This is a genomic window from Microbacterium sp. GQ128, assembly GCF_059758615.1.
In genome coordinates, this window is record NZ_JCAXDY010000002.1 from 679,605 (window position 1) to 704,050 (window position 24,446).

General features: G+C 69.8%; 19 protein-coding genes. 4 read left to right on the forward strand and 15 right to left on the reverse strand.

Going from position 1 to position 24,446, the window contains the following annotated elements:
• Positions 1–4: 4 nt before the first annotated feature.
• Genes AC6CHX_RS09280 through AC6CHX_RS09290 form a run of 3 tightly spaced genes read right to left on the reverse strand, consistent with a single transcriptional unit; the run spans position 5 to position 1,515 of the window.
• Positions 5–640: a hypothetical protein gene (locus AC6CHX_RS09280; protein ID WP_498272571.1), complete on the reverse strand. Its 636-nt coding sequence runs from the start codon at positions 638–640 to the stop codon at positions 5–7.
• A 48-nt stretch (positions 641–688) separates the two neighbouring features.
• Complete coding sequence (locus AC6CHX_RS09285; protein ID WP_498272572.1) at positions 689–1,321, reverse strand: LysE family translocator; 633 nt, start codon at positions 1,319–1,321, stop codon at positions 689–691.
• Positions 1,322–1,353: 32 nt separating this feature from the next.
• Positions 1,354–1,515: a hypothetical protein gene (locus AC6CHX_RS09290; RefSeq protein ID WP_168429585.1), complete on the reverse strand. Its 162-nt coding sequence runs from the start codon at positions 1,513–1,515 to the stop codon at positions 1,354–1,356.
• An 85-nt stretch (positions 1,516–1,600) separates the two neighbouring features.
• Here AC6CHX_RS09290 and AC6CHX_RS09295 point away from each other — a divergent pair, with 85 nt between their 5' ends.
• Positions 1,601–2,584, forward strand: a complete 984-nt coding sequence (locus AC6CHX_RS09295) for a GlxA family transcriptional regulator (protein WP_498272573.1) — start codon at positions 1,601–1,603, stop codon at positions 2,582–2,584.
• A gap of 23 nt (positions 2,585–2,607) precedes the next feature.
• On the opposite strand, the gene AC6CHX_RS09300 is transcribed toward AC6CHX_RS09295, so the two are convergent.
• A complete protein-coding gene (locus tag AC6CHX_RS09300; protein WP_498272574.1) occupies positions 2,608–3,615 on the reverse strand; it encodes a LacI family DNA-binding transcriptional regulator in 1,008 nt (335 codons plus the stop codon).
• A gap of 119 nt (positions 3,616–3,734) precedes the next feature.
• The gene (locus tag AC6CHX_RS09305) at positions 3,735–4,436 is read right to left on the reverse strand and encodes an NRDE family protein (RefSeq protein WP_498272575.1); all 702 of its coding nucleotides are present in this window, start codon (positions 4,434–4,436) and stop codon (positions 3,735–3,737) included.
• 68 nt (positions 4,437–4,504) lie between these two features.
• Between AC6CHX_RS09305 and coaBC the strand changes: the two genes are divergently transcribed.
• Positions 4,505–5,704, forward strand: coding sequence for a bifunctional phosphopantothenoylcysteine decarboxylase/phosphopantothenate--cysteine ligase CoaBC (coaBC, locus tag AC6CHX_RS09310; RefSeq protein ID WP_498272576.1), 1,200 nt, complete (start codon positions 4,505–4,507; stop codon positions 5,702–5,704).
• A 138-nt stretch (positions 5,705–5,842) separates the two neighbouring features.
• Positions 5,843–8,062 carry an ATP-dependent Clp protease ATP-binding subunit gene (locus AC6CHX_RS09315; protein ID WP_498272577.1) on the forward strand — a complete coding sequence of 740 codons (2,220 nt, stop codon included), beginning with the start codon at positions 5,843–5,845 and terminating at the stop codon, positions 8,060–8,062.
• Positions 8,063–8,171: 109 nt separating this feature from the next.
• Here the strand turns inward: AC6CHX_RS09315 and AC6CHX_RS09320 are convergent, their stop codons facing one another.
• The 5 genes from AC6CHX_RS09320 to AC6CHX_RS09340 all read right to left on the reverse strand — a co-directional run bounded on the left by AC6CHX_RS09320 (position 8,172) and on the right by AC6CHX_RS09340 (position 15,255).
• Positions 8,172–9,407 carry a hypothetical protein gene (locus tag AC6CHX_RS09320; RefSeq protein WP_498272578.1) on the reverse strand — a complete coding sequence of 412 codons (1,236 nt, stop codon included), beginning with the start codon at positions 9,405–9,407 and terminating at the stop codon, positions 8,172–8,174.
• Positions 9,408–9,725: 318 nt separating this feature from the next.
• Positions 9,726–11,237, reverse strand: coding sequence for an APC family permease (locus tag AC6CHX_RS09325; RefSeq protein ID WP_136040879.1), 1,512 nt, complete (start codon positions 11,235–11,237; stop codon positions 9,726–9,728).
• 80 nt (positions 11,238–11,317) lie between these two features.
• On the reverse strand, positions 11,318–13,588 hold the full coding sequence (locus AC6CHX_RS09330) for an ATP-binding cassette domain-containing protein (RefSeq protein ID WP_498272579.1): 2,271 nt from the start codon (positions 13,586–13,588) through the stop codon (positions 11,318–11,320).
• A 66-nt stretch (positions 13,589–13,654) separates the two neighbouring features.
• On the reverse strand, positions 13,655–14,242 hold the full coding sequence (locus AC6CHX_RS09335) for a nitroreductase family protein (RefSeq protein WP_498272580.1): 588 nt from the start codon (positions 14,240–14,242) through the stop codon (positions 13,655–13,657).
• A gap of 104 nt (positions 14,243–14,346) precedes the next feature.
• Positions 14,347–15,255, reverse strand: coding sequence for a LysR substrate-binding domain-containing protein (locus tag AC6CHX_RS09340; protein ID WP_498272581.1), 909 nt, complete (start codon positions 15,253–15,255; stop codon positions 14,347–14,349).
• A 133-nt stretch (positions 15,256–15,388) separates the two neighbouring features.
• Here AC6CHX_RS09340 and AC6CHX_RS09345 point away from each other — a divergent pair, with 133 nt between their 5' ends.
• Positions 15,389–18,880: a proline dehydrogenase family protein gene (locus tag AC6CHX_RS09345; protein ID WP_498272582.1), complete on the forward strand. Its 3,492-nt coding sequence runs from the start codon at positions 15,389–15,391 to the stop codon at positions 18,878–18,880.
• A gap of 137 nt (positions 18,881–19,017) precedes the next feature.
• On the opposite strand, the gene AC6CHX_RS09350 is transcribed toward AC6CHX_RS09345, so the two are convergent.
• The 5 genes from AC6CHX_RS09350 to AC6CHX_RS09370 all read right to left on the reverse strand — a co-directional run bounded on the left by AC6CHX_RS09350 (position 19,018) and on the right by AC6CHX_RS09370 (position 24,378).
• Positions 19,018–20,106 carry an ABC transporter permease gene (locus AC6CHX_RS09350; protein WP_136040883.1) on the reverse strand — a complete coding sequence of 363 codons (1,089 nt, stop codon included), beginning with the start codon at positions 20,104–20,106 and terminating at the stop codon, positions 19,018–19,020.
• A complete protein-coding gene (locus AC6CHX_RS09355; RefSeq protein ID WP_136040891.1) occupies positions 20,103–20,987 on the reverse strand; it encodes an ABC transporter ATP-binding protein in 885 nt (294 codons plus the stop codon). The genes AC6CHX_RS09350 and AC6CHX_RS09355 overlap by 4 nt, the downstream gene beginning before the upstream one ends.
• A gap of 210 nt (positions 20,988–21,197) precedes the next feature.
• Positions 21,198–22,385, reverse strand: a complete 1,188-nt coding sequence (locus AC6CHX_RS09360; RefSeq protein ID WP_498272583.1) for a benzoate/H(+) symporter BenE family transporter — start codon at positions 22,383–22,385, stop codon at positions 21,198–21,200.
• Between the two features lie 35 nt (positions 22,386–22,420).
• Positions 22,421–23,119 (reverse strand): response regulator, encoded by a 699-nt coding sequence (locus AC6CHX_RS09365; protein ID WP_498272584.1) that lies wholly within the window; start codon positions 23,117–23,119, stop codon positions 22,421–22,423.
• On the reverse strand, positions 23,116–24,378 hold the full coding sequence (locus AC6CHX_RS09370; RefSeq protein ID WP_498272585.1) for a sensor histidine kinase: 1,263 nt from the start codon (positions 24,376–24,378) through the stop codon (positions 23,116–23,118). The genes AC6CHX_RS09365 and AC6CHX_RS09370 overlap by 4 nt, the downstream gene beginning before the upstream one ends.
• Between the last annotated feature and the right edge of the window lie 68 nt (positions 24,379–24,446).

The following is a 24,446-nucleotide window of genomic DNA, read 5'->3' on the forward strand; positions in this document are numbered from 1 at the left end:
AGCTTCAGACGAAGCGCAGGAACGCGATGCCGACCCAGCTGAAGATCATCCCGAGAGCACCGGCTCCGGCGATCCCGATCGCGATGCCGGTGAGGAGGCGCGCGCCCGGTCGGCGCGCGGCGATGATGCCCAGCACGAGGGCCACGGCATACGCGAAGAACGAGATCACGCCGATCGCGTCGTCGATCGCGTAGGCCGCTCCGTACCCGAAGTCCGATGTGTAGATGAAGAGTCGGACGATCGACGAGATGAGGTTGACCGCGAGCGTGACCACGGCGATCACGAAGGCGGTGCGGCCGAGCATGCTGCCGGCAACGGCCGTGGGGGCTCCGGGAGTGGCCGGCCACGGCGCGGGCTGGCCCGGAACTCCACCCGGATAGCCCGGGGTTGCGGTCGGGTAGGCGGAGCCGTTGGGGTAGGCGGAGCCGGGTGGGTAGGCGGAGCCGGTCGGATACGCGGGAGCGCCGGCCGGGTGAGTGGCGGCGGTCGGATACGCAGCAGGAGCAGCAGGAGCAGCCGGGGCAGCGGGGTCGGCCGGATCAGAGGGTGGCGCACTGGACGCGTGGGTCGGGAACGTGTGCGTGCCGGGGTACTGCGGATCGGCGGGCAGGTGCGCGGGAGGCTGCGAGGGCTCGCTCATGACGACGAGCGTAGCCGTGGTGCCCGCGATCCGCACGGGGGAATCGGCTCAGCTCTTGGCGCCGGTCAGCGCGAGTGTGCCGCCGAGGCCGATCATCATCACGCCCCCGGTTCCGGAGAGCGTCGACATGCGGCGGGGTGAGCGGGCGAACCAGGTGCGCGCGGTTCCGGCGGCGAGGGCCCACACGCTGTCGCAGACCAGTGCGAGCGCCTGGAAGGTGAGCCCGAGCAGGAGCAGTTGCGCCCAGACCGGGCCGGCCGCCGGCGCGACGAACTGCGGGAGCACGGCCACGAAGAACGCGATCGTCTTCGGGTTGGTCAGCCCGACGATGAAGCCCTGGCGCAGCAGCTTCGCGGCGGAGGCCGGTGCGCGACCCGCATCCGGGACGTGGTCATGGCGGTGGCGGATCGCCTGCACGCCGAGCCAGACCAGGTAGGCGGCGCCGACGATCTTGATGACGGTGAACGCCACCACGGAGGAGGCGACGATCGCCCCGACCCCGAAGGCCACGGCGAGGACGGCCGGCACGGTGCCGAGTGCGTTTCCGACGACGCTGAGCACGCCGGCGCGCCGGCCGAGCGAGAGTGAGCGGCCGATCACGAACAGCACGCTCGGACCGGGGATGACGATGATCACGACGGAGGCGACGGCGAAGGCGACGAGGTTGTCCAGCGGGATCATGAGCCGACCATACACCGCGGCTCGAGCCGGGTTCAGCGGTAGCCGTGCCCGGACTCGGCCTGCTGGTGGATGTCGCGACCACCGATGCGACTCCAGTCGGTCGGCGCGCGGTGGTAGCCGTCGCGACGGAGTTCGACGACGGTGGCGACGGTTGCCCACACGACCAGAGCGATGAGTGCGATGACGAGTATCATGGCAGAAACGCTACGTTCGATGCTGAACTGTCACGAGTGGCAGAATCGACTATCATCGTACGAAAACTGCCAACCGGGAGTGTGCATGAAGACAGTGGCCTGCGTCATCCAGGACGGCTTCGCGCCGTTCGAGTTCGGCGTTGCCTGCGAAGCGTTCGGGCTCGATCGGTCCGCCGACGGCGTGCCGAACTTCGACTTCCGCATCGTCGCCCCGCACGCGGGCGTGGTGAAGTCGAAGATCGGCTTCTCGGTCAACGTCGAGCACGACCTGGCCTTCGCCTACGAAGCCGACCTCGTCGTGTTCTGCCCCGTGCCGCGCGAGCGCTGGGGCGACATCGATCCGCTCCTGCTCGACGTCGCCCGGCACGCGGTCGACCGCGGCGCCTGGGTGATGAGCGTCTGCAGCGGCTCGTTCATCCTCGCCGCCGCCGGCGTGCTCGACGGGCGACGTGCGACGACGCACTGGATGTACGCGCACGTGATGGCCGACATGTACCCGCAGATCGACATCGACCCCGATGTGCTCTTCGTGCAGGACGGGAAGATCATCACCAGCGCCGGCACCGCCGCCGGCATCGATGCGTGCCTGCATCTGCTCCGCCAGGAGGTGGGCGCCGAGCTCACCAACCGCATCGCGCGTCGCATGGTGGTGCCCCCGCAGCGTGACGGCGGCCAGGCGCAGTTCATCGACCGTCCGATCCCCGTGGTCGCCACCGACTCGCTCGCGGCGGTCGCCGACTGGGCCGTCGAGCACCTCCGCGACGACCTCGGAGTCGATCAGCTCGCGGCCAGAGCCCTGATGTCGCCGCGCACCTTCGCCCGACGGTTCAAGGCCGAGTACGGCGCGACGCCCGCGGCCTGGCTCGCACGCCAGCGCATCATCCATGCCCAGCGGATGCTGGAGCGCACCGACCTTCCCCTCGACCACATCGCCGACGAGTGCGGGTTCGGCTCGGCGGCCGTGTTGCGGCAGAACTTCGCGAGGGTGCTCGGACTCACGCCCACGGCCTACCGGGCGCGGTTCTCCTGCGCCGAGGATTCAGAGGCTTCGGCGGTGCCGGCGGCCTGAGCCGGCCGGCGTCGGCGTTCCGGTCAGATCGCCCGTGTGGTCGAACGCTCGACGAGCGAGCAGGGCAGCAGCACGTGCGCGGCATCCTGCTCCGGCGCGGCGAGACGCGCGAGCAGCAGCTCGACGGCACCGTGCGCCATGTCGAGGATCGGCTGACGCACCGTGGTCAGATCGAAGGCCTGCCACGACGACATCGCGACATCGTCGAACCCGAGCACCGACACCTGGTCCGGCACGCCGATTCCGAGTGCTTTCGCGGCGTTCAAGGCGCCGAAAGCCACGAGGTCGTTGTGGCAGAAGAGTGCGGTGGGAGGCTCCGGCAGCTGCAGCAGGCGTGTCGCGGCCTCGAACGCTCGGGTGTAGTCGAGGTCGGCGACGTCGAGCAGCGAGGGGTCGAACGCGACCCCTGCGCCCTCGAGCTCCGACAGGAAGCCTTCGTGCCGATCGCGCACCGAGGTCGTGCCGAGCGGTCCGGCGATCACTCCGATGCGTCGATGGCCGAGAGACGCCAGATGGCGACCCGCGATGCGGCCTCCGTCCATGTTGTCGGGCGAGATCGAGTCGTTGTCCGGCACGGCCCCGGGGCCCATCGTCACCGCGGGGACGCCGAGCGACACGATGCGACCCTCGTCATCGGGCGAGAGCAGAGTCGTCGTGAGGATGACGCCGTCGACGTTCGTCTCCCGCAGGGTCCTCGCGAGGTCTTCGGTGGTGTCGGCGCGACCGCTGAGGATGAGAGCGCGATATCCGGCGCGGTTGAGATCGTCGCTGATGGTGTGCAGCAGTTCGGCGTAGTAGCTGTTGCGCGGGTCGCCGAGCACGACGCCGATCGTCTGGGTGCGGCTGGTGACGAGGCTCCGGGCGCTGAGGTTGGGGCGGTAGTCGAGCTGCTGGATGGCCGCCTCGACCTTGGCGCGCACCCGCTCCGAGACGCCTTCATGGCCGTTGACGATGCGGGACACCGTCGTCTGCGACACGCCCGCCGCTCGGGCGACGTCGACGCTGGTCACACCGCGGGACTTCGGCGGCATGGGCCCTCCTCTTCGTGCCGGGCTTCCCATGCTAGACCGGGTGGAGGAGAGGAATGACTACGCAGTCCTCGGCGTGGCGCATCCGTTGCTCGCATCGCCGGAATGCGGGGAATGTGCGCTCACACGCTCCAGTGCGCCGGCGAGGGGAGCGCGTGGTCGCGCACCTCGAGGCCTGCGGGGGTGACGGATGCCGTCGCATAGAGGAGCGACTGCGTGGGGTACCCGTGCGGGCGGTTGTCGCGGATGATCGCGCGGTCGTCCTCGGGGGCGAGCTTCGCCGACGACGCGAGGAGCGCGGTCCATTCGGCCGCCCAGTCCTCGAAGTCGGCCGTCGGACCCAGCGCGCGGAACTCGGGCAGCCAGGCGGTGATCCGCGGCGTCGCCTCGTCGTCGAGGTCGTCGTGCGCGATCATGTGCGTGCCGGGCACGATGGGGGTCTCGCGAAGCTCGACGCCATCCCACGACAGCACGCGCGCGCCCTCGGGCCCGACCTCCAGCAGGTTGAAGCCGTGCATGGGCAGCGGGGCGACGGGGGAGCGGCCCACGACCGACTCGAGTGCGAGGGATCCGCGGGATACGGCCTGAGCGTCGGGGAGGTCGCGCACGTCAGCGCGGTTCAGCAGCACCGCCAGCCGGTGCTCCGCGGGGTTCGCGGCGAGCCAGGCCCCGCCCGCGCGACGATCCCGGATGCCGATCACCCCCGGATACTGCTCCGGCCACCAGGGGCCGAGAGCGTCCCATTGCCGCTGGGGGTCTTCGTCACGCACCGCCAGAAGCCTCGCGACACCGGCATCCTCGACATCGATCACGACCGTGCACACGGGGCCAAGTCTAGGTCGATGATGCCGGTGTCGGCCCGCGGCGGTGGATGCTGGGGCAGAATCGAGACGTGAACATCGTCGTCGGAGTCACGGGCGGCATCGCCGCGTACAAGACGGTGCACCTCGTGCGCCTGCTCACGAAGGGTGGGCACGACGTGACCGTGGTGCCCACCGAGGATGCGCTGCGCTTCGTGGGGCTGCCGACCTGGGAGGCGATCAGTCGCCACCCGGTCACCACGAGCGTGCACGACGACGTGGCGAAGGTGCGCCACGTCGCGCTCGGCCAGGCCGCCGAACTCGTGATCGTGGCGCCGGCGACCGCGAACTCGATCGCCAAGATCACCACAGGACTCGCCGACGACCTCCTCGGCACGACCCTGCTCGCCACCGAGGCCCCGGTGCTGATCGCTCCGGCCATGCACGCCGAGATGTGGCGGAACAGGGCAACGCAGGCGAACATCGCGACGCTGCGGGAGCGCGGCGTGCACCTCGTCGGCCCCGCGGACGGCGAACTCGCGGGCGGTGACAGCGGACCCGGGCGGATGGCGGAGCCCGAGGAGATCTTCGCGGCGGCACAGGCGCTGCTCGCTCCCGGAGACCTCGCCGGTGTGCGCGTCGTCGTCTCGGCCGGCGGCACACGCGAGCCCATCGACCCCGTGCGCTTCCTCGGCAACCGGTCCAGCGGCCGGCAGGGCGCGGCCCTCGCGGCCGAGGCTGCCGCCCGCGGCGCGGAGGTGACCCTGGTCGCGGCGAACATCGCAGGCGACGTGCTCGCCGAGGTGCGGCATCCGGCGATCCGCGTCGTCCCCGTCGGATCGGCGGCGGACCTCGCCGACGCGATGAAGCGGGAGGCCCCGGGCGCCGACGTGGTGGTGATGGCGGCGGCCGTGGCCGACTATCGGCCGGTCGCGGTGTCGGACCGCAAGCTCACGAAGGAGAGCGGGGGAGTGCCCGCGATCGAGCTGGTCGAGAACGAGGACATCGTCGCCGCACTCTCCTCGGGCCGGAGACCCGGGCAGCTCGTCATCGCCTTCGCGGCCGAGACCCCGGAGGACGAGGCCGAGCTGCTCGCCCGCGCTCGCCGCAAGCAGCAGCGCAAGGGGGTCGACCTGCTCGTCGTGAACGAGGTCGGCTGGGAACGCGGGTTCGAGAGCGCCGAGAACGCCGTGCACATCCTCGGCCCGGGCGGGGCGGATGCCGGCGCGGCATCCGGCTCGAAACGTGCGGTCGCGGCCGCGATCTGGGACGCCGTCCAGCGGGAGCGCTGAGGCCGGGCTCGGCGCGGGACATCGACTGGAGGAGAATGCGACCGAGTGCTAAACTTGAGTCAACACGACTCAACTTTGATCCCGCCGTCCGTCCGGTCGGCGGGAGACGACCAGAAGGAGCATCTCCAGGAGGAGCGCATGAGCAACCCGCAGACCGGCAACCAGAACCAAGACCAGCAGTCCGCCCTCGAGCAGTTCGGCATCAACCTGACCGACCGCGCCCGCGAGGGCAAGCTCGACCCGGTGATCGGACGCGACAGTGAGATCCGTCGCGTCAGCCAGGTCCTCACCCGCCGCACCAAGAACAACCCGGTGCTGATCGGTGAGCCCGGCGTCGGCAAGACCGCCGTCGTCGAAGGCCTCGCCCAGCGCATCGTCGCCGGCGACGTCGCCGAGTCGCTCAAGGACAAGGAACTGGTCACCCTCGACATCTCGGCTCTCGTGGCCGGCGCCATGTACCGCGGGCAGTTCGAAGAGCGGCTGAAGCAGGTCCTCAAGGAGATCACCGAGTCCGACGGCCAGGTCATCACGTTCATCGACGAGCTGCACGTGCTGATGGGTGCGGGTGGCGGCGAGGGTTCGGTCGCGGCCTCCAACATGCTCAAGCCCATGCTGGCCCGCGGCGAGCTGCGCCTGATCGGCGCGACCACGCTCAACGAGTACCGCGAGTTCATCGAGAAGGATGCCGCGCTCGAGCGTCGCTTCCAGCAGGTGTACGTCGGCGAGCCCACGGTCGAGGACACCATCGCGATCCTCCGCGGACTCAAGGGGCGCTACGAGGCGCACCACGGTGTCACGATCTCCGACAGTGCCCTCGTCGCCGCTGCCGCACTCTCGAACCGGTACCTTCCCGCGCGCCAGCTTCCGGACAAGGCGATCGATCTGATCGACGAGTCGATGTCGCGGCTCAAGATGGAGATCGACTCCTCGCCGGTCGAGATCGACCAGCTCAAGCGCCAGGTCGACCGGCTGAAGCTGGAGGAGCTGGCTCTCAAACGCGAGAAGGACGCCGCGTCGAAGGAGCGCCTCGGCACGCTCCGTGAGCACCTCGTCGAGATGGAGAAGGAACTCGCAGGGCTGGAGGCCCGGTGGGCGCGCGAGCGTCAGGGCCTGAACCGGGTCGGCGAGCTCAAGAAGCAGCTCGACGACGCGATCACCCAGCGCGACCTCGCGATGCGCAACGCCGACTACACGAAGGCCTCGAAGCTGGAGTACGAGACCATCAAGCGCCTGGAGCGCGACATCGCCGAAGCCGAGCAGGCCGAGGCGGCGACCCCCGCCGAACCGCGCATGGTCAACGAGCAGGTCACCGAGGAGGACATCGCCGCGGTCATCGCCGCGTGGACGGGCATCCCGGTCGGCCGCCTGCTGCAGGGTGAGAGCGAGAAGCTGCTGCACCTCGAGCGCGAGCTCGGCAAGCGCCTGATCGGGCAGAAGGATGCCGTCAAGGCCGTGTCGGATGCCGTTCGCCGCTCGCGTGCCGGCATCAGCGACCCCGGCCGTCCGACCGGGTCGTTCCTGTTCCTCGGGCCGACCGGTGTCGGCAAGACCGAGCTGGCCAAGGCGCTGGCGGAGTTCCTGTTCGACGACGAGCACTCGATGGTGCGCATCGACATGTCGGAGTACGGCGAGAAGCACTCGGTGTCCCGGCTCGTCGGTGCCCCTCCGGGATACATCGGCTACGAGCAGGGCGGTCAGCTGACCGAGGCTGTGCGGCGTCGTCCGTACAGCGTGATCCTGCTCGACGAGGTCGAGAAGGCGCACCCCGAGGTGTTCGACGTGCTGCTGCAGGTTCTCGACGACGGTCGTCTGACCGACGGTCAGGGCCGAACGGTCGACTTCTCCAACGTGATCCTGATCCTCACGTCGAACCTCGGCTCGCCGATCCTCATCGATCCGGTGCTGTCGCCCGAGGTCAAGCGCGAGCAGGTCATGGCGCTCGTGCGGCAGGCGTTCCGTCCGGAGTTCCTGAACCGCCTCGACGACATCGTGATGTTCTCGGCGCTCAGCGAAGACGACCTCGCGCAGATCGTCGAACTCTCGGTCGACCAGCTGCACGACCGCCTGAAGGACCGCCGGCTCACGCTCGCCGTGACACCGGATGCGCGCGCCTGGCTCGCCGAGCGCGGGTACGACCCGATGTTCGGTGCCCGGCCGCTGCGCCGCCTCATCCAGAGCGAGGTGCAGAACAAGCTGGCGACCGCGCTGCTCTCGGGCGGTGTGCACGATGGTGACACCGTGCGGGTGGATGTCGCTGCCGACGGTGCGGGCCTCGTCCTCACCTCCACGACGCCGGAGCCCGCGCCCGAGCCCGAGGAAGACGACGACGTGATCGAGGCGGAACTGCTCGACGACTGAGGCGCTTCCCCTGCGGGGCCGGGCAACCCACCGCCGCACGTTCTGAAGGAGAACTCACGCTATGAAGGAGCGGATGCTGCACAGCATCCTTCGAAGCGTGAGTTCTCCTTCATTTCGGGCGGGTGGTCGGGTGGAGCTGTGAGCGCAGGAGCGTCCGGAGTGCAGCGAGGTTCGCCACGCTGAAGAGGAGCCTGACGAGGAGCAGAGCGGCCCACAGGCCTACCGCGCTCGGGGCCGTGAACCTGCAGACGATCAGCGCGGCGGGCGCGAGCACGAGATAGGTGAGGATCAGCCCGAGCAGTCCTGCTCTGGCGCCGAAGGTGACCTTCATGTAGGCGAACAGCGATCCGGAGAACGGCTCGAGCAGGAGTTGCAGGGCGATCAGCAGACCCAGCACCGGATCACCCACCGGGCTCAGGCCGAACGCGGAGAGCAGGATGAGCGACAGCGCGAGGGGGACGACGAAGATGCCGACGACGCCGTACGACGCCGCGCGGTACGCAGGCTCCCGACCGCGGTCCTGAAGCGTCATCCGCCCGGCGGTTTGGCCCACCATCTTCAGCGGGATGATGACGGTCCGGCACAGCGCGACACCGGCGGCGACCTGAGCCGCGACTTCGGCGGAGATGCTGGCCGCGACCAGCTGCGCGACCATGAACAGCACCATGAAGACGGCGCCGTCGAGGGAGTTCAGGACGCGATCCCCGATGCGGCGGGGCGAGAAGTCGGGGGCGAGGAGAACGCGGACCCGGATTCCGGCTCGGACTAGTCGCCGCCGACGTTCCCAGAGCATGGCGATGACCATGAGCGAGGCGACGACCGATTGCAGGGCGATCGCGGCGAGCGGATCGGACACGAAGACGACGATCGCGAGGCCGATCGCCAGGCCGATGAGCGTGCGCGTGAGCGTGATGACGAGGTTGTCCTTCTCTCGCCCGAGGTGTTGAAAGGCGGCGGCGAGCACACTGGTGTGCGAAGACAGGGCATTGGCGGGAAGCTGGAGGATCAACGCGATCCAGAGCGCGACCACGAGGTCTGAGCTGTGCGGCGTTGCGAGGCTGAGCGCGACGGCGGTTGCGGCGCTCACCGCGATCACGATGAACGACACTGCCGACGCGAGTCGCAGATTCGTCGCTATCGCGGAGGTGATCAGGCCCCCGTCGGTGCGGGCGACGGCGAGCTCGCGCAGGGTGCCGATCCCGACGCCGACGTTGATGAGGGTTCCGAGACCGCTGATCGTCGCGGTCGTTCCGATGATGGCTGCGAAGCCGGCTCGACCGAGCGCGAGTGCTACCGCGATCAGGACGAACGATGCGCCGAGAGGGATGACTTGGGCGAGCATCATGGGCGTCGCGTGCTTCAGAACCCGGGCGATATCGCGTCGGAACTCGTCGAGCCTCACAGTCCACGAGGCTAATGCGCGTTCGTTCACGACGGTGGGGGTGCACGACGAGAGTGCCGGAGTATCGGTTTACGCCCGTCGACGACGACGTGATCGAGGCGGATCTGCTCGACGACTGAGGCGTTTCCCTCCTGAGCCGCGCGACCGCCGCACGTTCTGAAGGAGAACTCACGCTATGAAGGAGCGGATGCTGCAATGCATCCTTCGAAGCGCGAGTTCTCCTTCATTTCGGGAGATGGTCGCAAGGCCGCTGCGACGCGGCTACCGCAGGGGTGGGCGGTGCAGCCCGCCGAGAGCGTCCTTCTCGAGCTCCCGTCCGATCAGCGAGTGCCGCCGCGAGTATGCGAAGTAGATCACCAGGCCGAGCGCGAGCCAGATGGCGAAGCGCACCCAGGTCTCGGTGCTGAGGTTCAGCATCAGCCAGAAGCAGGCGAGCGCCGAGATCCACGGCAGCCACGGAGACAGCGGCACCGTGAACGGGCGCTCCAGGTCGGGTCGGCTCTTGCGGAGGATCGGCACACCGATGCTCACCAGCACGAAGGCCGACAGCGTCCCGATGTTGATCATGTCGCCCAGCACCTGCACATCCGTGAAGCCGGCGATGATCGCGATCACGACGCCCACGATGAGCTGGATGCGGATCGGGGTGCCGCGCTTCGCGTTCGTCACGCTCAGCGAGCGCGGCAGCAGGCCGTCACGGCTCATCGCGAACACGACGCGCGCGAGGCCCATCAGCAGCACCATCACCACGGTCGTGAGTCCCACGAGGCTGCCGATGGCGATCACCTGCGCCGCCCACGTCGCCCCGACGAGCTCGAACGCGCTCGCCAGAGAGGGCTCTTCGAGCTTCGCGAGCTCGGTGTACGAGACCATGCCGGTGATGACGATCGCGACCAGCACGTACAGGACGGTCACGATCACGAGGCCGAGCATGATGCCGCGCGGGACAGTGCGCTTGGGGTCTTTGGTCTCCTCGGCGCTCGTGGCGACGACATCGAAGCCGATGAACGCGAAGAACACCAGGGCCGCGCCGCTGAGGATGCCGAACACCCCGTAGATCGAGGGGTCGGAGCCGGTCATGAACGAGAAGAGGGACTGCGTCCAGACGCTCTCCGATGCCGCGCCCTCCTGCGCCGGCGGCACGAACGGGGAGTAGTTGGCGCCGTTGATGAAGAACAGTCCGACGACGATGACGAACAGCACGATCGCGACCTTGATCACCGTGAACACGCTGTTGACGCGGCTGGACAGCTGCGTGCCGAGGGCGAGCAGCAGCGTGAAGATCGCGACGATCACGACGGGACCCCAGTCGAAGCTGAGCGGTCCGATCTGGAGGGTCATCGGGATCTCGAGGTCGAACAGGGACACCGCATCGCCCAGGTAGACGCCCCAGTACTTCGCGATCACGGCCGACGCCATGAGCATCTCGAGGATCAGGTCCCAGCCGATGATCCAGGCGAGGAACTCGCCGAGGGTCGAGTAGGTGAAGGTGTAGGCGGAACCCGCGACCGGGATGGAGGAGGCGAACTCCGCGTAGCAGAGGATCGCGAGCCCGCACACGGCCGCGGCGATGATGAACGAGACGATGACGGCCGGGCCGGCATGCCGCGCGGACGCCTCGGCGCCGACCGAGAAGATGCCGGCACCGACGGCGACCGCGACGCCCATGACAGCGAGATCCCACACGCCCAGGGAGCGTTTCAGGGAGCGTTTCTCGTCGTGCGTCTCTGCCATCGACTGTTCGACGGACTTGATCCTTCGCTGGATTGCCATGCCGACGATTGTAGATCGGAGCGTCGCGCCGCACCCCTCACAAACGGCGCTCCAGCGTCTGCCCTCCGGCCCGAGGGTGTTCAGGCCTCGGAGGCTACGGCCAGGGCTCGGCCGGTGAGCGACGCGGCGTCGCGCACGATCGCCGCCGGAGTGCTGGCGAAGATCAGCCGCCCGCCGTCGGAGCCGGCACCGGGGCCGATGTCGATGACATGATCCGCGCGCGCGACCACGCGCAGATTGTGCTCGACCACGACCAGGGTCGCGCCCTCATCGAGCACATCGTCGAAGAGGGTGTTGATCGTGTCGACGTCGGTCGGATGCAGGCCCGAGGTGGGCTCGTCGAGGATGATCCGGTCGGCGGGGTCGCGCCGCGGATCACTGAGATGCCGGGCGAGGAGCAGCCGCTGCTTCTCGCCGCCCGAGAGCGTGTCGAGCGACCGTCCCACCGGGATGTAGCTCAGACCGGTGCGCTGCACCCACTCCAGCGCCGAGACCACATCGGGGTGGGCGGAGAACAGCGCGCTGACCTCGGCGGGCGTCGAAGCCAGGACGTCGGCGATCGAGGCGCCGTCGACCCGCACGCCGAGCGCCTTAGGATTGAAGCGCAGGCCGCCGCAGGCATCACAGGGCAGCGAGACGTCGTCGAGGAACGCGAGCTCGGTCGTGATGTGCCCACGCCCACGGCAGGTGGAGCAGGCTCCTCGCGAGTTGAAGCTGAACCACGACGGGTCGAGGCCCGACTCGGCCGCGAACACCTCGCGCACCGTATCGGCGATGCGCAGGATGCTCAGCGTCGTCGACCGCGCTCCGCCGCGCAGCGGGTCTTGCCCGACGACCGTGAACTCGGGATGCTGGCGCGGCAGCTCCACCGTGGCGAAAGAGCTCTTTCCCGAACCCGCGACCCCCGTGATCGCGGTGAGCACGCCGAGCGGGACGTCGACGTCGAACCCGCGCAGGTTGTGCGATCGAGCATCCCTCACGGTGATGCGACCCGAGGGTTCCCGCGCCGTCTCGCGGATCGTCAACGGCTCGGCGAGCACTCGTCCGGTGAGGGTGTCGCTGCCGCGCAACGCCGTGGGCGTGCCCTCGAACTGCACTATGCCGCCGGCGGAGCCCGCCCCGGGCCCGAGGTCGACCACGTGATCGGCTACCGCGATCACCTGCGGGTGGTGCTCGACGACGAGGATCGTGTTGCCCGCATCGCGCAGCCGCTGCAGCAGGGCGACGAGGCGCTGGATGTCGGCGGGGTGCAGCCCGGTGCTCGGCTCGTCGAACACGTAGGTCACGTCGGTCAGGGCGCTGCCGAGGTGGCGCACGATCTTGACCCGTTGCGCCTCGCCGCCGGACAGGGTCGACGATTCGCGGTCGAGCGGGAGATAGCCGAGGCCGACCGAGAGCAGGGCGTCGAGCACATGACGGATGCCCTCGACCGCCGGTGCCACCCGCGGATCGTCGAAGGCGTCGAGCAGCGTGTGCAGCTCGGCCACCGGCATCCGCATCCAGTCCACGATCGATCGCCCGTCGATGAGGCTCGCCCGCGCCGCCTCGTTCACTCGCGCGCCCCGGCAGTCCGGGCAGGTGTGATGGGTCACGAGCCGGTCGAGCTCTTCACGCACCTGGGGTGACATCTTCACCGGGCGCTGCTTCAGGAACACGTCGCGCATGCGGGTGATCACGCCGTCGAACCGGGCGCTCTGGGGGAACCGCGGGTCCGGGTCGTCGAGCTTGAGCTTGTCGGCGTAGAGGAACTGGTCCATCTCCTCGGCCGTGTAGTCCTTGAGCGGCTTCGCACGGTCGAACAGCCCGCAGTACGCGAATCGCTTCCACCGGTACACGCCAGGGCGGAACAGGCTGAACCGCACCGGCCCCTCGTCGATGTTCTTCTCGGGGTCGATCAGGGCGTCGATGTCGATGTCGTAGACCGTGCCGAGTCCTTCGCAGGTCGGACACATGCCGGAGGGATCGTTGAACGAATAGGCGGGGGAGTAGCCGGCCGACGGCTCGCCCACGCGAGAGAACACGAGGCGCACGAGAGAGGCCAGGTCGGTCGCGGTCGCCACCGTCGAGCGCGCGTTGCCCGTGAACCGACGCTGGTCGATCAGCACCGTGAAGGTCAGGCCGTCCATGGACTGCACGTCGGGCGCCGGCATCTGCGGCAGCCGCGCGCGGATGAACGTCGAATACGAGTCGTTGACGAGTCGCTGCGCCTCGGCGGCGATCGTGTCGAGCACCAGCGACGACTTGCCCGACCCGGAGACGCCGGTGAAGACGGTCAGCAGCTTCTTGGGAACGTCGACCGAGACGTCGCGGAGGTTGTTCGTCCGCGCGCCGGTGATGCGGAGAGTGTCCATCCGGAAACGCTAACGGGGCCCCCGGACAATCCGGGGGCCCCGTCGACAGCGGAGGGTGGGCGCGGGTCAGGCGCTGAGGACGACCGTCTCGTCGATCGGGCGACGCACGCGCGGAGCGACCTCGCGCTCCTGCAGCACCTCGGGAAGCGCCTCGATGTCGCCGAACTCGCCGACGGCGAAGACCGTGGTGGGGACGAAGCGGGCTTCGAGGTCGGCGAACTCGCGGACGACCTCCGGGTCGAAGCCGCTCATCTGGTGCACGACGAGGCCGTCGTGGTGGGCCTGCACCGAGAAGTGCGCGACGGCCTGACCGAGGTCGTACAGGGCGTGGGTGATCGGCGTGCCGTCGGCCGTGGCCGTCTCGGCGATCGCGACCACGAGCACAGCGGCGTTGCCCGCCCATGCCTGGTTGAATCCCATCAGGGCGCCTGTGACCTGGGCGTGCAGGGCGGTGCCGCGGCGGGCGACGATGAAGCGCCAAGGCTGGGTGTTGTTGGCGGACGGGCTCCAGCGGGCGGCCTCGAGGGCGGTGGCGAGCTTGGCTTCGTCGATCGAGTTCTGCGCGTCGAAGGCGCGGGGGCTCCAGCGGCCGGCGAGGACGTCGAGGACGGGGTGCTCGGTCGGGGCGGTGCGGTCGATGACGGGAGTGCTCACGGAAGTGCCTTTCAGAAGGAGTGGATCGGACTCCTTCGTCCGGGTACACGGGACAGAACAGATGCATGTGCATGCATATTCCCGAGTTTCGTTGCGTGTCTTCGTCAGGCGGGCAGGTTGTGCGACGCGGCGTCCGCGAGCGCGCTGCGCACGGCGCGGATGGACGGGGCGGCGGCGGACACGCGCCGTGCCGAGGAGAAGATCTCGCGCCGCGGCTCGCGGGGGAGCGGCGCCAGATCGACGGTCGGGGTGTCGCCGGCCCACACGAGCTCGGGCAGCAGCCCGACCGCGAGCCCGGCGTGGATCAGCCGCACGTGCGCGGTGAGGTCGGCGATCTCGAACCGCACGTCGGGCTCGAACCCGGCCGTGCGACAGAGCTGCTCGGCCCAGGCTCGGGATGCGGTGCCCTCGGGTTCCAGGACCCACGGCTCGTCGCGGGTCGACCACAGAGCGGCGACGGCATCCGCGTGCGTGGGCGCTCCGGGATGCCGGGCGAGGGCGATCGTGTCGTGGGCGAGCACCACCCGGTCGAGGTCGGCGTGGATCGGGCGGGTCCGCCCCGGATACTGCTCGGCGAGGATCAGGTCGAAGTCGCGGCTGGACACCCCGACGAGCCCGGTCTCCGGGTCGCACTCGGTGACCTCGACCCGCAGGGCCGGATGCCTCTCCTTGAGGGACTCGAGCGCACGCGGCAGCAGGGAGTGCGCGGTCGACTGGAACACGGCGATGCGCGCGGTGCCCGTCACCTCGGTGAGAGACTCCGCGACGGCGACCTCGGCGTGCTCGAGCTGATCGAGGATGCCGATGGCCTGGGTCACCAGCACATTCCCCTGCGGCGTGAACTGCACGCCGCGGCCGACTCGGCGCAGCAGCGGCACCCCCACATCGCGCTCCAGTGCGCTCAACTGCTGCGACACCGAGGCCTTGCTGTACGAGAGGGCGTCGGCGACGGCGGAGAGGGTTCCGCGGCGCGACAGCTCCACGAGCATCCGCAGGCGGTTGACGTCGAGCACGGTCGTTCCATTCGTTCAGCTTGAGTGAACAGAATCCACGCAAATCGGTTGATAGACGGAGCCTACCGACCGGCAGGACAATGATCCAGCCGCACATGAAACCCCGGTGTGCGCTCTCTTGGAAGGTCCCCCGATGCCTGTCGCCGCCGACACCACCATTCCCCGCACAGAAGACGTCGCCGCCCTCGTGCAGCGCTGGCTCGCCGAGAGTGAGACGCACCCCGTCGAACCGGCCGCCCAGCGCCTGTCCGAGGTGCTCAAAGACCCGAACGGACTCGCGTTCACGGTCGGTTTCGTCGACGGCGTCATGCGCCCCGAAGACCTGCGTGTCGCGGGTCGCAAGCTCGCCGAGATCTCGGAGATCACCCCGAGCCTGCTGCCCGGCTACCTCCGGGCCGCGATCAAGACCGGCGGCTTCTGGGCGCCGAAGCTGCCCGGCGTGGTCGTGCCGATCTCGCGCCGCGTGCTGCGCGCCATGGTCGGACACCTCGTGCTCGACGCCACGCCCTCCAAGCTCGGCCCCGCGATCGCGAAGCTGCGCAAGAGCGGCAACCGCCTCAACCTCAACCTCCTCGGCGAGGCCGTGCTCGGCGAGCGCGAAGCCGGGCACCGCCTGCAGGGCACCCGCGACTTCCTCGCCCGCGACGACGTCGACTACGTGTCGATCAAGGTCTCCAGCGTGGTCAGCCAGCTGTCGATGTGGTCGTTCGACGAGGCCGTGGCCGATGTCGTCGAGAAGCTCACCCCGCTCTACGAGCTCGCCGCCCGCGCCGAAGCCAAGGGCAAGGCCAAGTTCATCAACCTCGACATGGAGGAGTACCGCGACCTCGACCTGACGATCGCGGCCTTCACCAGCATCCTCGACCAGCCGGGGCTCGAGAACCTCGAGGCCGGCATCGTGCTCCAGGCCTACCTGCCCGACGCGCTCGGCGCGATGCAGCACCTGCAGGAGTGGGCTGCGGCCCGCCGGGCGAAGGGCGGAGCGCCGATCAAGGTGCGCGTCGTCAAGGGCGCGAACCTCGCCATGGAAGAGGTCGACGCCGCGATCCACGGCTGGCCGCTCGCGACCTACGGCACCAAGCAGGACTCCGACACCAACTACAAGCGGGTGCTGGACTGGGCGATGACCCCCGAGCGTCTGGATGCCGTGCGCATCGGCGTCGCGGGCCACAACCTGTTCGACATCGCCTACACCTGGCTGCTCGCGCAGGCGCGCGGGGTGGCGCGCCCTTCGACAGGCTCAGGGACCCAGGGGGAGGCGGAGCCCCTCGTCGAGTACGAGATGCTGCTGGGCATGGCGACCGGCCAGGCCGAGGCCGTCCGCAAGGACGTCGGACGCCTGCTGCTCTACACGCCGGTCGTGAACCCGGCCGAGTTCGACGTCGCGATCGCGTACCTGGTGCGCCGGCTCGAAGAGAACGCCAGCCCGGAGAACTTCATGTCGGCCGTGTTCGAGCTCGCCTCGAACCCGACTCTCCTCACCCGCGAGCGGGAGCGCTTCGAGCGCTCGCTGGCCGCGCTGGAGACCGATGCTCCGGAGTACGTCCCGGCACCTCACCGCGTGCAGGACCGCACGGTGGAGGCTCCCGCAGGCACCACGACGGGCTTCGAGAACCAGGCCGACACCGATCCGGCCATCGCCGCGAACCGGGCGTGGGGGCGCGAGATCCTGATCCGCTCGGTCGGATCGACGCTGGGCCTCGACACCATCGCGATCGCGAAGGTCGAGACGGATGCCGAGCTCGACGGCATCTTCACCGCAGCCACCGCCGCTGCCGAGAAGTGGGCCGCCCTGCCCGCCGCCGACCGCGCCGCCGTGCTCCACCGCGCCGGCGACGAGCTCGCCGCGCGCCGGGGGCAGCTCATCGAGATCATGGCCCACGAGGCGGGCAAGACCATCGCCGAGGCCGACCCCGAGATCAGCGAGGCCATCGACTTCGCGCACTACTACGCCGAGCGCGCGAAGGATCTCGAGACCGTCTCGGGCGCCGAGTTCGTGCCGTCGAAGGTGACCGTGGTCACGCCGCCGTGGAACTTCCCGGTCGCGATCCCCGCAGGTGGCGTGCTGGCCGGTCTGGCCTCTGGCTCGGCCGTGATCATCAAGCCGGCCAAGCTCACCCAGCGCTGCGGTGCGGTGATGGTCGAAGCGCTGTGGGCCGCGGGTGTGCCGCGTGACCTGCTCGCGCTCGTCGACCTGGCTTCCCGCGACCTGGGCACGCGGCTCGTCGCCGGCCCCGCCGTGGACCGGGTGATCCTCACCGGGGCGTACGAGACGGCGCAGCTGTTCCGCTCGTTCCGCTCCGACCTGCCTCTCCTCGCCGAGACCAGCGGCAAGAACGCGATCATCGTCACTCCCTCCGCCGACCTCGACCTCGCGGCCGCCGACGTGGCCCGCAGTGCGTTCGGTCATGCGGGGCAGAAGTGCTCCGCGGCGTCGCTGGCGATCCTGGTCGGATCGGTGGCCGACTCGAAGCGGTTCGAGCGTCAGCTGGTGGATGCCGTGACCTCGATGCGCGTCGGGCTGCCCGACGACCCGGCCACGCAGATGGGTCCGATCATCGAGCCCGCGAACGGCAAGCTGCTCACGGCGCTGACGAAGCTCGAGAAGGGCGAGCGCTGGCTCGTCAAGCCGCGCAAGCTCGACGACGAGGGGAAGCAGTGGACTCCCGGCGTCAAGACCGGTGTGCGCGAGGGCTCGTACTTCCACCTGACCGAGTTCTTCGGCCCCGTGCTCGGCATCATGCACGCCAAGGACCTGGACGAGGCGCTGCGCCTGCAGAACGCGGTCGACTACGGCCTGACCGCGGGCATCCACTCGCTCGACTCCGACGAGGTCGCCACCTGGCTCGACCGCGTGGAGGCCGGCAACCTCTACGTGAACCGTGGCATCACCGGGGCGATCGTGCAGCGTCAGCCGTTCGGCGGCTGGAAGCGCTCGGCCGTGGGTGCGGGCGCGAAGGCCGGCGGACCGAACTACCTCTTCGGCCTCGGCGAGTGGGCTCCGGCGGAGCTCCCGGCCGGCGCGCCGAGCGCGGCCGTCGTGCCGGTGGTCGGCGCGCTGCTGGATGCTGCCGCCTCCGAGGTCGACGCGGCCGAAGCTGAATGGCTGCACCGCGCCGCGGCATCCGACGAGCGCGCCTGGGTCGACGAGTTCGGTGCGGTCAGCGACAAGTCGGGCCTCGGAGTCGAGCGCAACCTGTTCCGCTACCGTCCGGTCGCGGTCGATGTGCGCATCAGCGAGAACGCTCCACTCGTCGACGGCATCCGCGTGCTCGCCGCCGCCCTGCGCAGCGGCAGCCCGTTCACGGTGTCGGCGCCGGCGCTGCCCTCGCGCGTCGAGAAGGCGCTGCGGGCGCACGGGGTCACCGTGAAGCACGAGTCGGATGCCGCATGGACCAAGCGCTACGCGAAGGCGGCGAACTCGTGGCACCGCGTGCGTCTCGTCGGCGGCGACGCCGCGGCACTGCACGAGGCGCTCGACGGGAGCCCCGACGTGGCGGTGTGGTCGCACGCTGTGACCGGTGCCGGCCGCGTCGAGATCCTGCCGTTCCTGCACGAGCAGGCCGTCTCGATCACGAACCACCGCTTCGGCAACCCGACCACTCTCGCCGACGGCGTGATCTGACCCGGTACTTGCCCGCCGAGACCGGGTAACCGCCGAAACCCCGAGTAACCGCCGAAACCCCCTGCTGCAGACATCCGCAACAGGGGGTTTCGGCGTGAAGGCGGGGTCTCGGCGCGAGGCGCGAGGCGCGAGACGCGTCAGCCGCGCAGCGCCTCCTTGAGCTTGACCCGCGAGCCCATGCGCAGCAGCGAGTTCTCGTAGATCTTCGCGCCGATGACGATCGCGGCCACGCAGCTCGCGAGCAGGATCACCAGGCTCAGCAGCGGCTCCCACCACTGCGCCTCGCCGACGAACAGACGCATCGGCATGCCGACCGGGGCCGAGAACGGCACGTACGACATGATCGTCAGCACCAGCGGGTTGTCGTTGAAGACGATGACCAGGATGTACGGCGCCATGATCAGCATCGTGATCGGCGTGGTCGTCGAGCCGATGTCCTCCTGGCGCGACACCATCGAGGCGGCGGCCGCGAACATGGCCGCCAGCAGGATGAAGCCGAACAGGAAGAACACCGCGAACCAGATGATCGGCGCTCCCAGGGTCGTGAGCACCTCGCGTTGACCGGTGACGATCAGCCCGATCGTGGCCACCGCCGCGAGGGCCAGGATCTGCCCCATCGCGAGCACCGTGTTTCCGATCACCTTGCCGGCGAGGAGCGTGCGCGCCGGGATCGCCGACAGCAGCACCTCCACCACGCGCGTCTGCTTCTCCTCCACGACGCTCTGCGCGATCGTGCCGCCGAAAGTCGCCGCGGCCATCATGAACACCAGGCCGAACGCGATCGCGATGAAGTAGCGCAGCAGCGGGTTGGTGGTCGCCGGTTCCAGGATGACGACCTCGGGAGAGATCGACAGTGCCGAGACGATCGAGCCCGGGGCATCCTGCAGGGCGATGATCGTGTAACCGGAGGGACCATCGCCTTCCAGCACCGCGGCGTCGACCTTGTCGTCGCGCACGAGCTCCTCAGCGGCGGCCTGGTCGGCCACTTCGGTGACTTCGACTCCGGGGATCGCCGACACGACGGATGCCGTCTCCGCCGTCGCGGCGATCGGCGTCGTGTCGGTGTTCTTGCTGGCGAAGCCGCCGAGGATGATGCCGGCGAGCGCGAGCACCAGGAGGATGCCGGTGGAGATCAGGAAGGCCTTGCTGCGGAGCTTCGATCCGATCTCGCGCTCGGCGACGAGCCAGATGCCGTTGCTGCTGCGGACGGGGGCGGGGGTGCTCACTGGATGACCTCCTTGAAGATCTGGGCGAGGGACGGATGCTTCGGCGCGAAGCTCGCGACATCGCCGCGCTGCACGGCGGACTGGAGTACGCGCTGGGCGGTCTCGGGGCCGTCCGCGTCGAAAAGCGCATAGCCGCCTTCGAAGTCGACGACCGTCACACCGGGCTCGGTGCGCAGCCATCCCGCGTCTCCGGCCGACACCAGCTCATAGCGGTCGCGGGCGTGCTCGGCGCGGAGCGCATCGCGGGAGCCTGAGGCGCGGATCGTGCCACCGGCGAGGATCACGAGGTCGTCGCACAGGCGCTCGACCACGTCGAGCTGGTGGGAGGAGAACAGGATGGATGCGCCTTTCGCGGCGCTGGACTGCAGCACTCCGGCGACCACGTCGACCGCGAGCGGGTCGAGACCGGAGAACGGCTCGTCGAGGATGAGCACCTCGGGGTCGTGCACGAGCGAGGCGGCGATCTGCGCGCGCTGCTGGTTGCCGAGCGACAGCGACTCGATCGTGTCGTTCAACCGTTCGCCGAGGCCCAACTCGGTAAGGAGCTCCGTCGCCCGGTCGGTGGCCTCCTGCTTGCCGAAGCCGTGCAGGCGGGCGAGGTAGACGATCTGCTCGAGCACCTTCATCTTCGGGTAGAGACCGCGCTCCTCGGGCATGTACCCGAAGCGGCGGCGGTCTTCGGCCGTGATCGGCGCGCCGTCGAGGTCGACCCGGCCGCCGTCCGAGGACAGCAGCCCCAGGACGATCCGCATGGTCGTGGTCTTGCCGGCGCCGTTGCCGCCGACGAACCCCGTCAGGCGGCCGGGGGCCACCGTGAAGGACACGTCGTCGAGCACGCGCCGAGAGCCGTAGCTCTTGGTGATGCCGGAGAGTTCGAGCATTCCTGTCGTCATACCCTCACGCTACGGAGCAGGGCGGCCCCGGGCATCCCCCGCGTGGCGGACTCCTTCCCGTCCGTCCCGCGGCTGACCCCCGCCCCTCGTCGTCCGCCGCGCCCGCATCCCGCCGCCGAGTGCACGGGATGCTGCCGAGTGCACAGGATGTTCGCGTGAAGAAGTCGTGCGCTCGGCAAGGGGGTGGCCGACCCCGGGTCAGGGGCGGCGGGCGTGGAGGACCGTGCGGACCACGAGCCCGGCGACGAGGGCCCAGAACGCGGCACTGACCCCGAGCACCGAGATGCCGGATGCCGCGACCAGGAAGGTCACGACCGCGGGGATGCGCTCGCCCGGATCGTCGATGGCCTGCTGCACCGCAGACCCGAACGCGGCGAACAGCGCGAGACCGGCGACCGCGGGGATCACGGCGGCGGGCGCGAGCACCACGAGTGCGGCGAAGGCGGCGGAGAACCCGCCGAGCACGAGGTAGGACACCCCGGTCGAGACGCCCGCCACCCATCGCCGCTTCGGGTCGGGGTCGGCGTCCGGTGACGCGGCCAGGGCGGCGCTGATCGCGGCGAGGTTGATGGCGTGCCCGCCGGCCGTCGCGCCGAGAGCCGTGCCGACACCCGTCACCAGCATGGCCGGACGCCACGGAACCTCGTACCCGAAACTGCGCATGATCGCGATGCCCGGCACGTTCTGCGAGGCCATCGTCACGATGAACAGCGGCAGCGCGAGGCCGACCAGTGCCCCCACCGTGAACGTCGGAGCGGTGAACTCGAGCCGGGGGAGCAGCACGGCGGGGTCGAACGGGGTGCCTTCGTCCACAGTGGAAGCGCCGATGAGGGAGACCGCCACGACCACGGCGGCCGCGACGAACGCGAGGGGAACCGCCCATCGCGGCGCGAGTCGCGCGAACACCAGCCAGGTGAGCACGACCGGCACCACGCCCCACGGATTCGCGACGATGCCCGTGATCGGCGCCAGGCACAGCGGCAGCAGCACACCGGCGAGCATCGCCTGCGCGATCGAGGGCGGGATGCGGGCGATCAGGGCGCCGAGCGCGGGCCAGAGCGCCGTGAGCAGGATCAGGGCGGCGGTGACGAGGAAGGCGCCGACCGCCGCCGGCCAGCCTCCCTCGACGGTCCCGGTCGCGACGAGGAGGGCGGCCCCGGGGGTCGACCACGCCACGGTGATCGGCATCCGGTACCGCCAGGCGAGCACGACGCATGCGAGACCCATGGTGAGGCTGGCCGCGAGGAGTCCGCTGGCCGCCTGCGCCGCATCCGCCCCGACCGCATCGAGCCCGGTCAGCACGACCGCGAACGAGCTCGTGAATCCGACCAGGGCCGTCACCACCCCCGCCAGGATCGGGCGCGACAGGGAGGGTGATTCGGGCATGGCTCCGAGGCTATCGCGCAGGCGCGTCGGGCCGCCTACGCGAGACCCATGCGGTGTGCGAGCACGACGGCCTGCACGCGATCGCGGGCGCCCAGCTTCTGCAGGATGCGGGAGACGTGCGTCTTGACCGTGGCCTCGCCGATGTACAGCGCCCGCGCGATCTCGGCATTGCTGCGCGCATCGGCGAGCAGCGTCAGCACCTCGGCCTCACGGTCGGTGAGCGGCTCGGCGAGCGTGACCCTCGGCACCGCGGCGCTCTCGATCGGGACGGCCGCCGGTGCCGGTGAGGGCGCCGGCGCGGGGGTCGCGGCGAACCGTGCGAGCACCCGGCGGGTCACCTCGGGCGCGAGCATCCCGTCGCCTGCCGCCAGAGCGCGCACCGCGGCGATCAGGTCCTCCGCGCCCGCGTTCTTGAGCAGGAAACCGCTGGCTCCGGCATCCAGCGCCTGGTACAGGTAGTCGTCCCTGTCGAAGGTCGTGACGATCGCGATGGCGGCCTCGACCGCGGGATCGGCGACGATGCGACGGGTCGCCTCGATGCCGTCCATGTCGGGCATCTGCACGTCCATCGTGATCACGTCGGGACGCAGGGCGGATGCCTGCGCCACGGCCTCTGTCCCCGATGAAGCCTCGCCGACCACCGTGATGTCGGGCTGGGTGTCGAGGATGGTGCGGAAGCCGGCGCGCAGCAGCGCGTGGTCGTCGACCAGCAGCACGCGGATCGGGTCGCTCATCGCACGCTCGATCCGGTCGCCGTGGGCAGGGGCACGCGGGCGCGCACCCGCATCCCGCCGAGCGGCCGCGGCGCGACCTCGAGCGTGCCCCCGGATGCGGCGGCCCGCTCCCGCATGCCCAGCTGGCCGAGCCCCGGACGCAGGTGGGTGACCGCTCGTCCGGTGTTCACGATCTCGACCTCCACACCGTCGTCCTCGTAGCGCACGCGGACGTCGGCGGTAGCCCCGCTGCCGGCATGGCGACGGGCGTTCGTCAGCGACTCCTGGGCGATCCGGTACAGGTTCACGGCGACCAGCGAGGGCACCGGCACCGGCTCCCCGATCACCGCGTACTCGGTCGGCAGCCCGGCCTCGGTGGATGCCTCGACGAGCTCGGCGATGTCGTCCAGCGCGAGGGTGGACGCCGCATCCGTCGTCTCGCCGCCGGGCGTGCGCAGGGTCTCCAGCAGCTGACGCAGTTCGTGGATCGCGTCGCGCGCCGAATCCTCGATCCCGGTGAGGATGCGCGCCGACTGCGCGGGATCGCGATCGAGCACCAGACGCGCGGCGCCCGCCTGCACCCCCATGACCGAGACGTGATGCGCGACGACGTCGTGCAGCTCGCGTGCGATGCGCACCCGGTCGAGAGCGACGGCCTGGGCCGCGGTGACCTCGCGCTCACGCTCCAGTTCCGCCGTGCGCTGCTCGAGCACGGCGAGCTGCTCGGCCGCCGCCCAGGAGCGCTCGCCGAAGTAGTACGCGCCGCCGAAGTACAGCACGTTCAGCAGCAGCTGGATGAGCATGAAGGCCACGTAGGGCGACATGGCGCCGGCGGCGACGTCAGCCTTGTCCGCCTCGCTGATCGCGTCCCGGTACATCGTGATGATCAGCCACACGAACATGCCGACGATGATCCCGACCCGCACGAGCATCGCGCGACGCCGGTCGTTCATCCAGGCGCCGACCGTGTACAGCGTGAGGAACATCACGATGTTGCCGACGTAGATCTCGGGCACGCGGATCGTGACGGCCGTGAAGTAGGCCACGGCCACGATCACGGCGGCCGTGCCCGGCCAGCGGCGGCGGAATGCCAGGGGAGCGGTGGCGACGACGGCGTACACCAGGGCCCACCACAGCGGGGCTTGCTCGTCACCGTAGATCTCGGCGATCGAGGACAGCCCGGCGCTCAGCACGGCGCCGACGAACATGACGGCGGCGAGGATGACATCGGATCGTCGTTGTCGCTCGGTCGGCGTGCGGGTGAACGCAGTGGCAGGCATCCCTCCACCGTAGGGCGACGGCTGAATCGTGGCATCCCCCGCGCGGTGGATCGGAGGCTCGGCAAGCG

What these genes read in the sequence shown, in the direction of transcription:
- AC6CHX_RS09280 (WP_498272571.1), bottom strand. Translation starts at nt 640, where the DNA reads ATGAGCGAGCCCTCGCAGCCTCCCGCGCACCTGCCCGCCGATCCGCAG.
- AC6CHX_RS09285 (WP_498272572.1), bottom strand. Translation starts at nt 1,321, where the DNA reads ATGATCCCGCTGGACAACCTCGTCGCCTTCGCCGTCGCCTCCGTCGTG.
- AC6CHX_RS09290 (WP_168429585.1), bottom strand. Translation starts at nt 1,515, where the DNA reads ATGATACTCGTCATCGCACTCATCGCTCTGGTCGTGTGGGCAACCGTC.
- AC6CHX_RS09295 (WP_498272573.1), top strand. Translation starts at nt 1,601, where the DNA reads ATGAAGACAGTGGCCTGCGTCATCCAGGACGGCTTCGCGCCGTTCGAG.
- AC6CHX_RS09300 (WP_498272574.1), bottom strand. Translation starts at nt 3,615, where the DNA reads ATGCCGCCGAAGTCCCGCGGTGTGACCAGCGTCGACGTCGCCCGAGCG.
- AC6CHX_RS09315 (WP_498272577.1), top strand. Translation starts at nt 5,843, where the DNA reads ATGAGCAACCCGCAGACCGGCAACCAGAACCAAGACCAGCAGTCCGCC.
- AC6CHX_RS09320 (WP_498272578.1), bottom strand. Translation starts at nt 9,407, where the DNA reads ATGATGCTCGCCCAAGTCATCCCTCTCGGCGCATCGTTCGTCCTGATC.
- AC6CHX_RS09325 (WP_136040879.1), bottom strand. Translation starts at nt 11,237, where the DNA reads ATGGCAATCCAGCGAAGGATCAAGTCCGTCGAACAGTCGATGGCAGAG.
- AC6CHX_RS09330 (WP_498272579.1), bottom strand. Translation starts at nt 13,588, where the DNA reads ATGGACACTCTCCGCATCACCGGCGCGCGGACGAACAACCTCCGCGAC.
- AC6CHX_RS09345 (WP_498272582.1), top strand. Translation starts at nt 15,389, where the DNA reads ATGCCTGTCGCCGCCGACACCACCATTCCCCGCACAGAAGACGTCGCC.
- AC6CHX_RS09355 (WP_136040891.1), bottom strand. Translation starts at nt 20,987, where the DNA reads ATGCTCGAACTCTCCGGCATCACCAAGAGCTACGGCTCTCGGCGCGTG.
- AC6CHX_RS09360 (WP_498272583.1), bottom strand. Translation starts at nt 22,385, where the DNA reads ATGCCCGAATCACCCTCCCTGTCGCGCCCGATCCTGGCGGGGGTGGTG.
- AC6CHX_RS09365 (WP_498272584.1), bottom strand. Translation starts at nt 23,119, where the DNA reads ATGAGCGACCCGATCCGCGTGCTGCTGGTCGACGACCACGCGCTGCTG.
- AC6CHX_RS09370 (WP_498272585.1), bottom strand. Translation starts at nt 24,378, where the DNA reads ATGCCTGCCACTGCGTTCACCCGCACGCCGACCGAGCGACAACGACGA.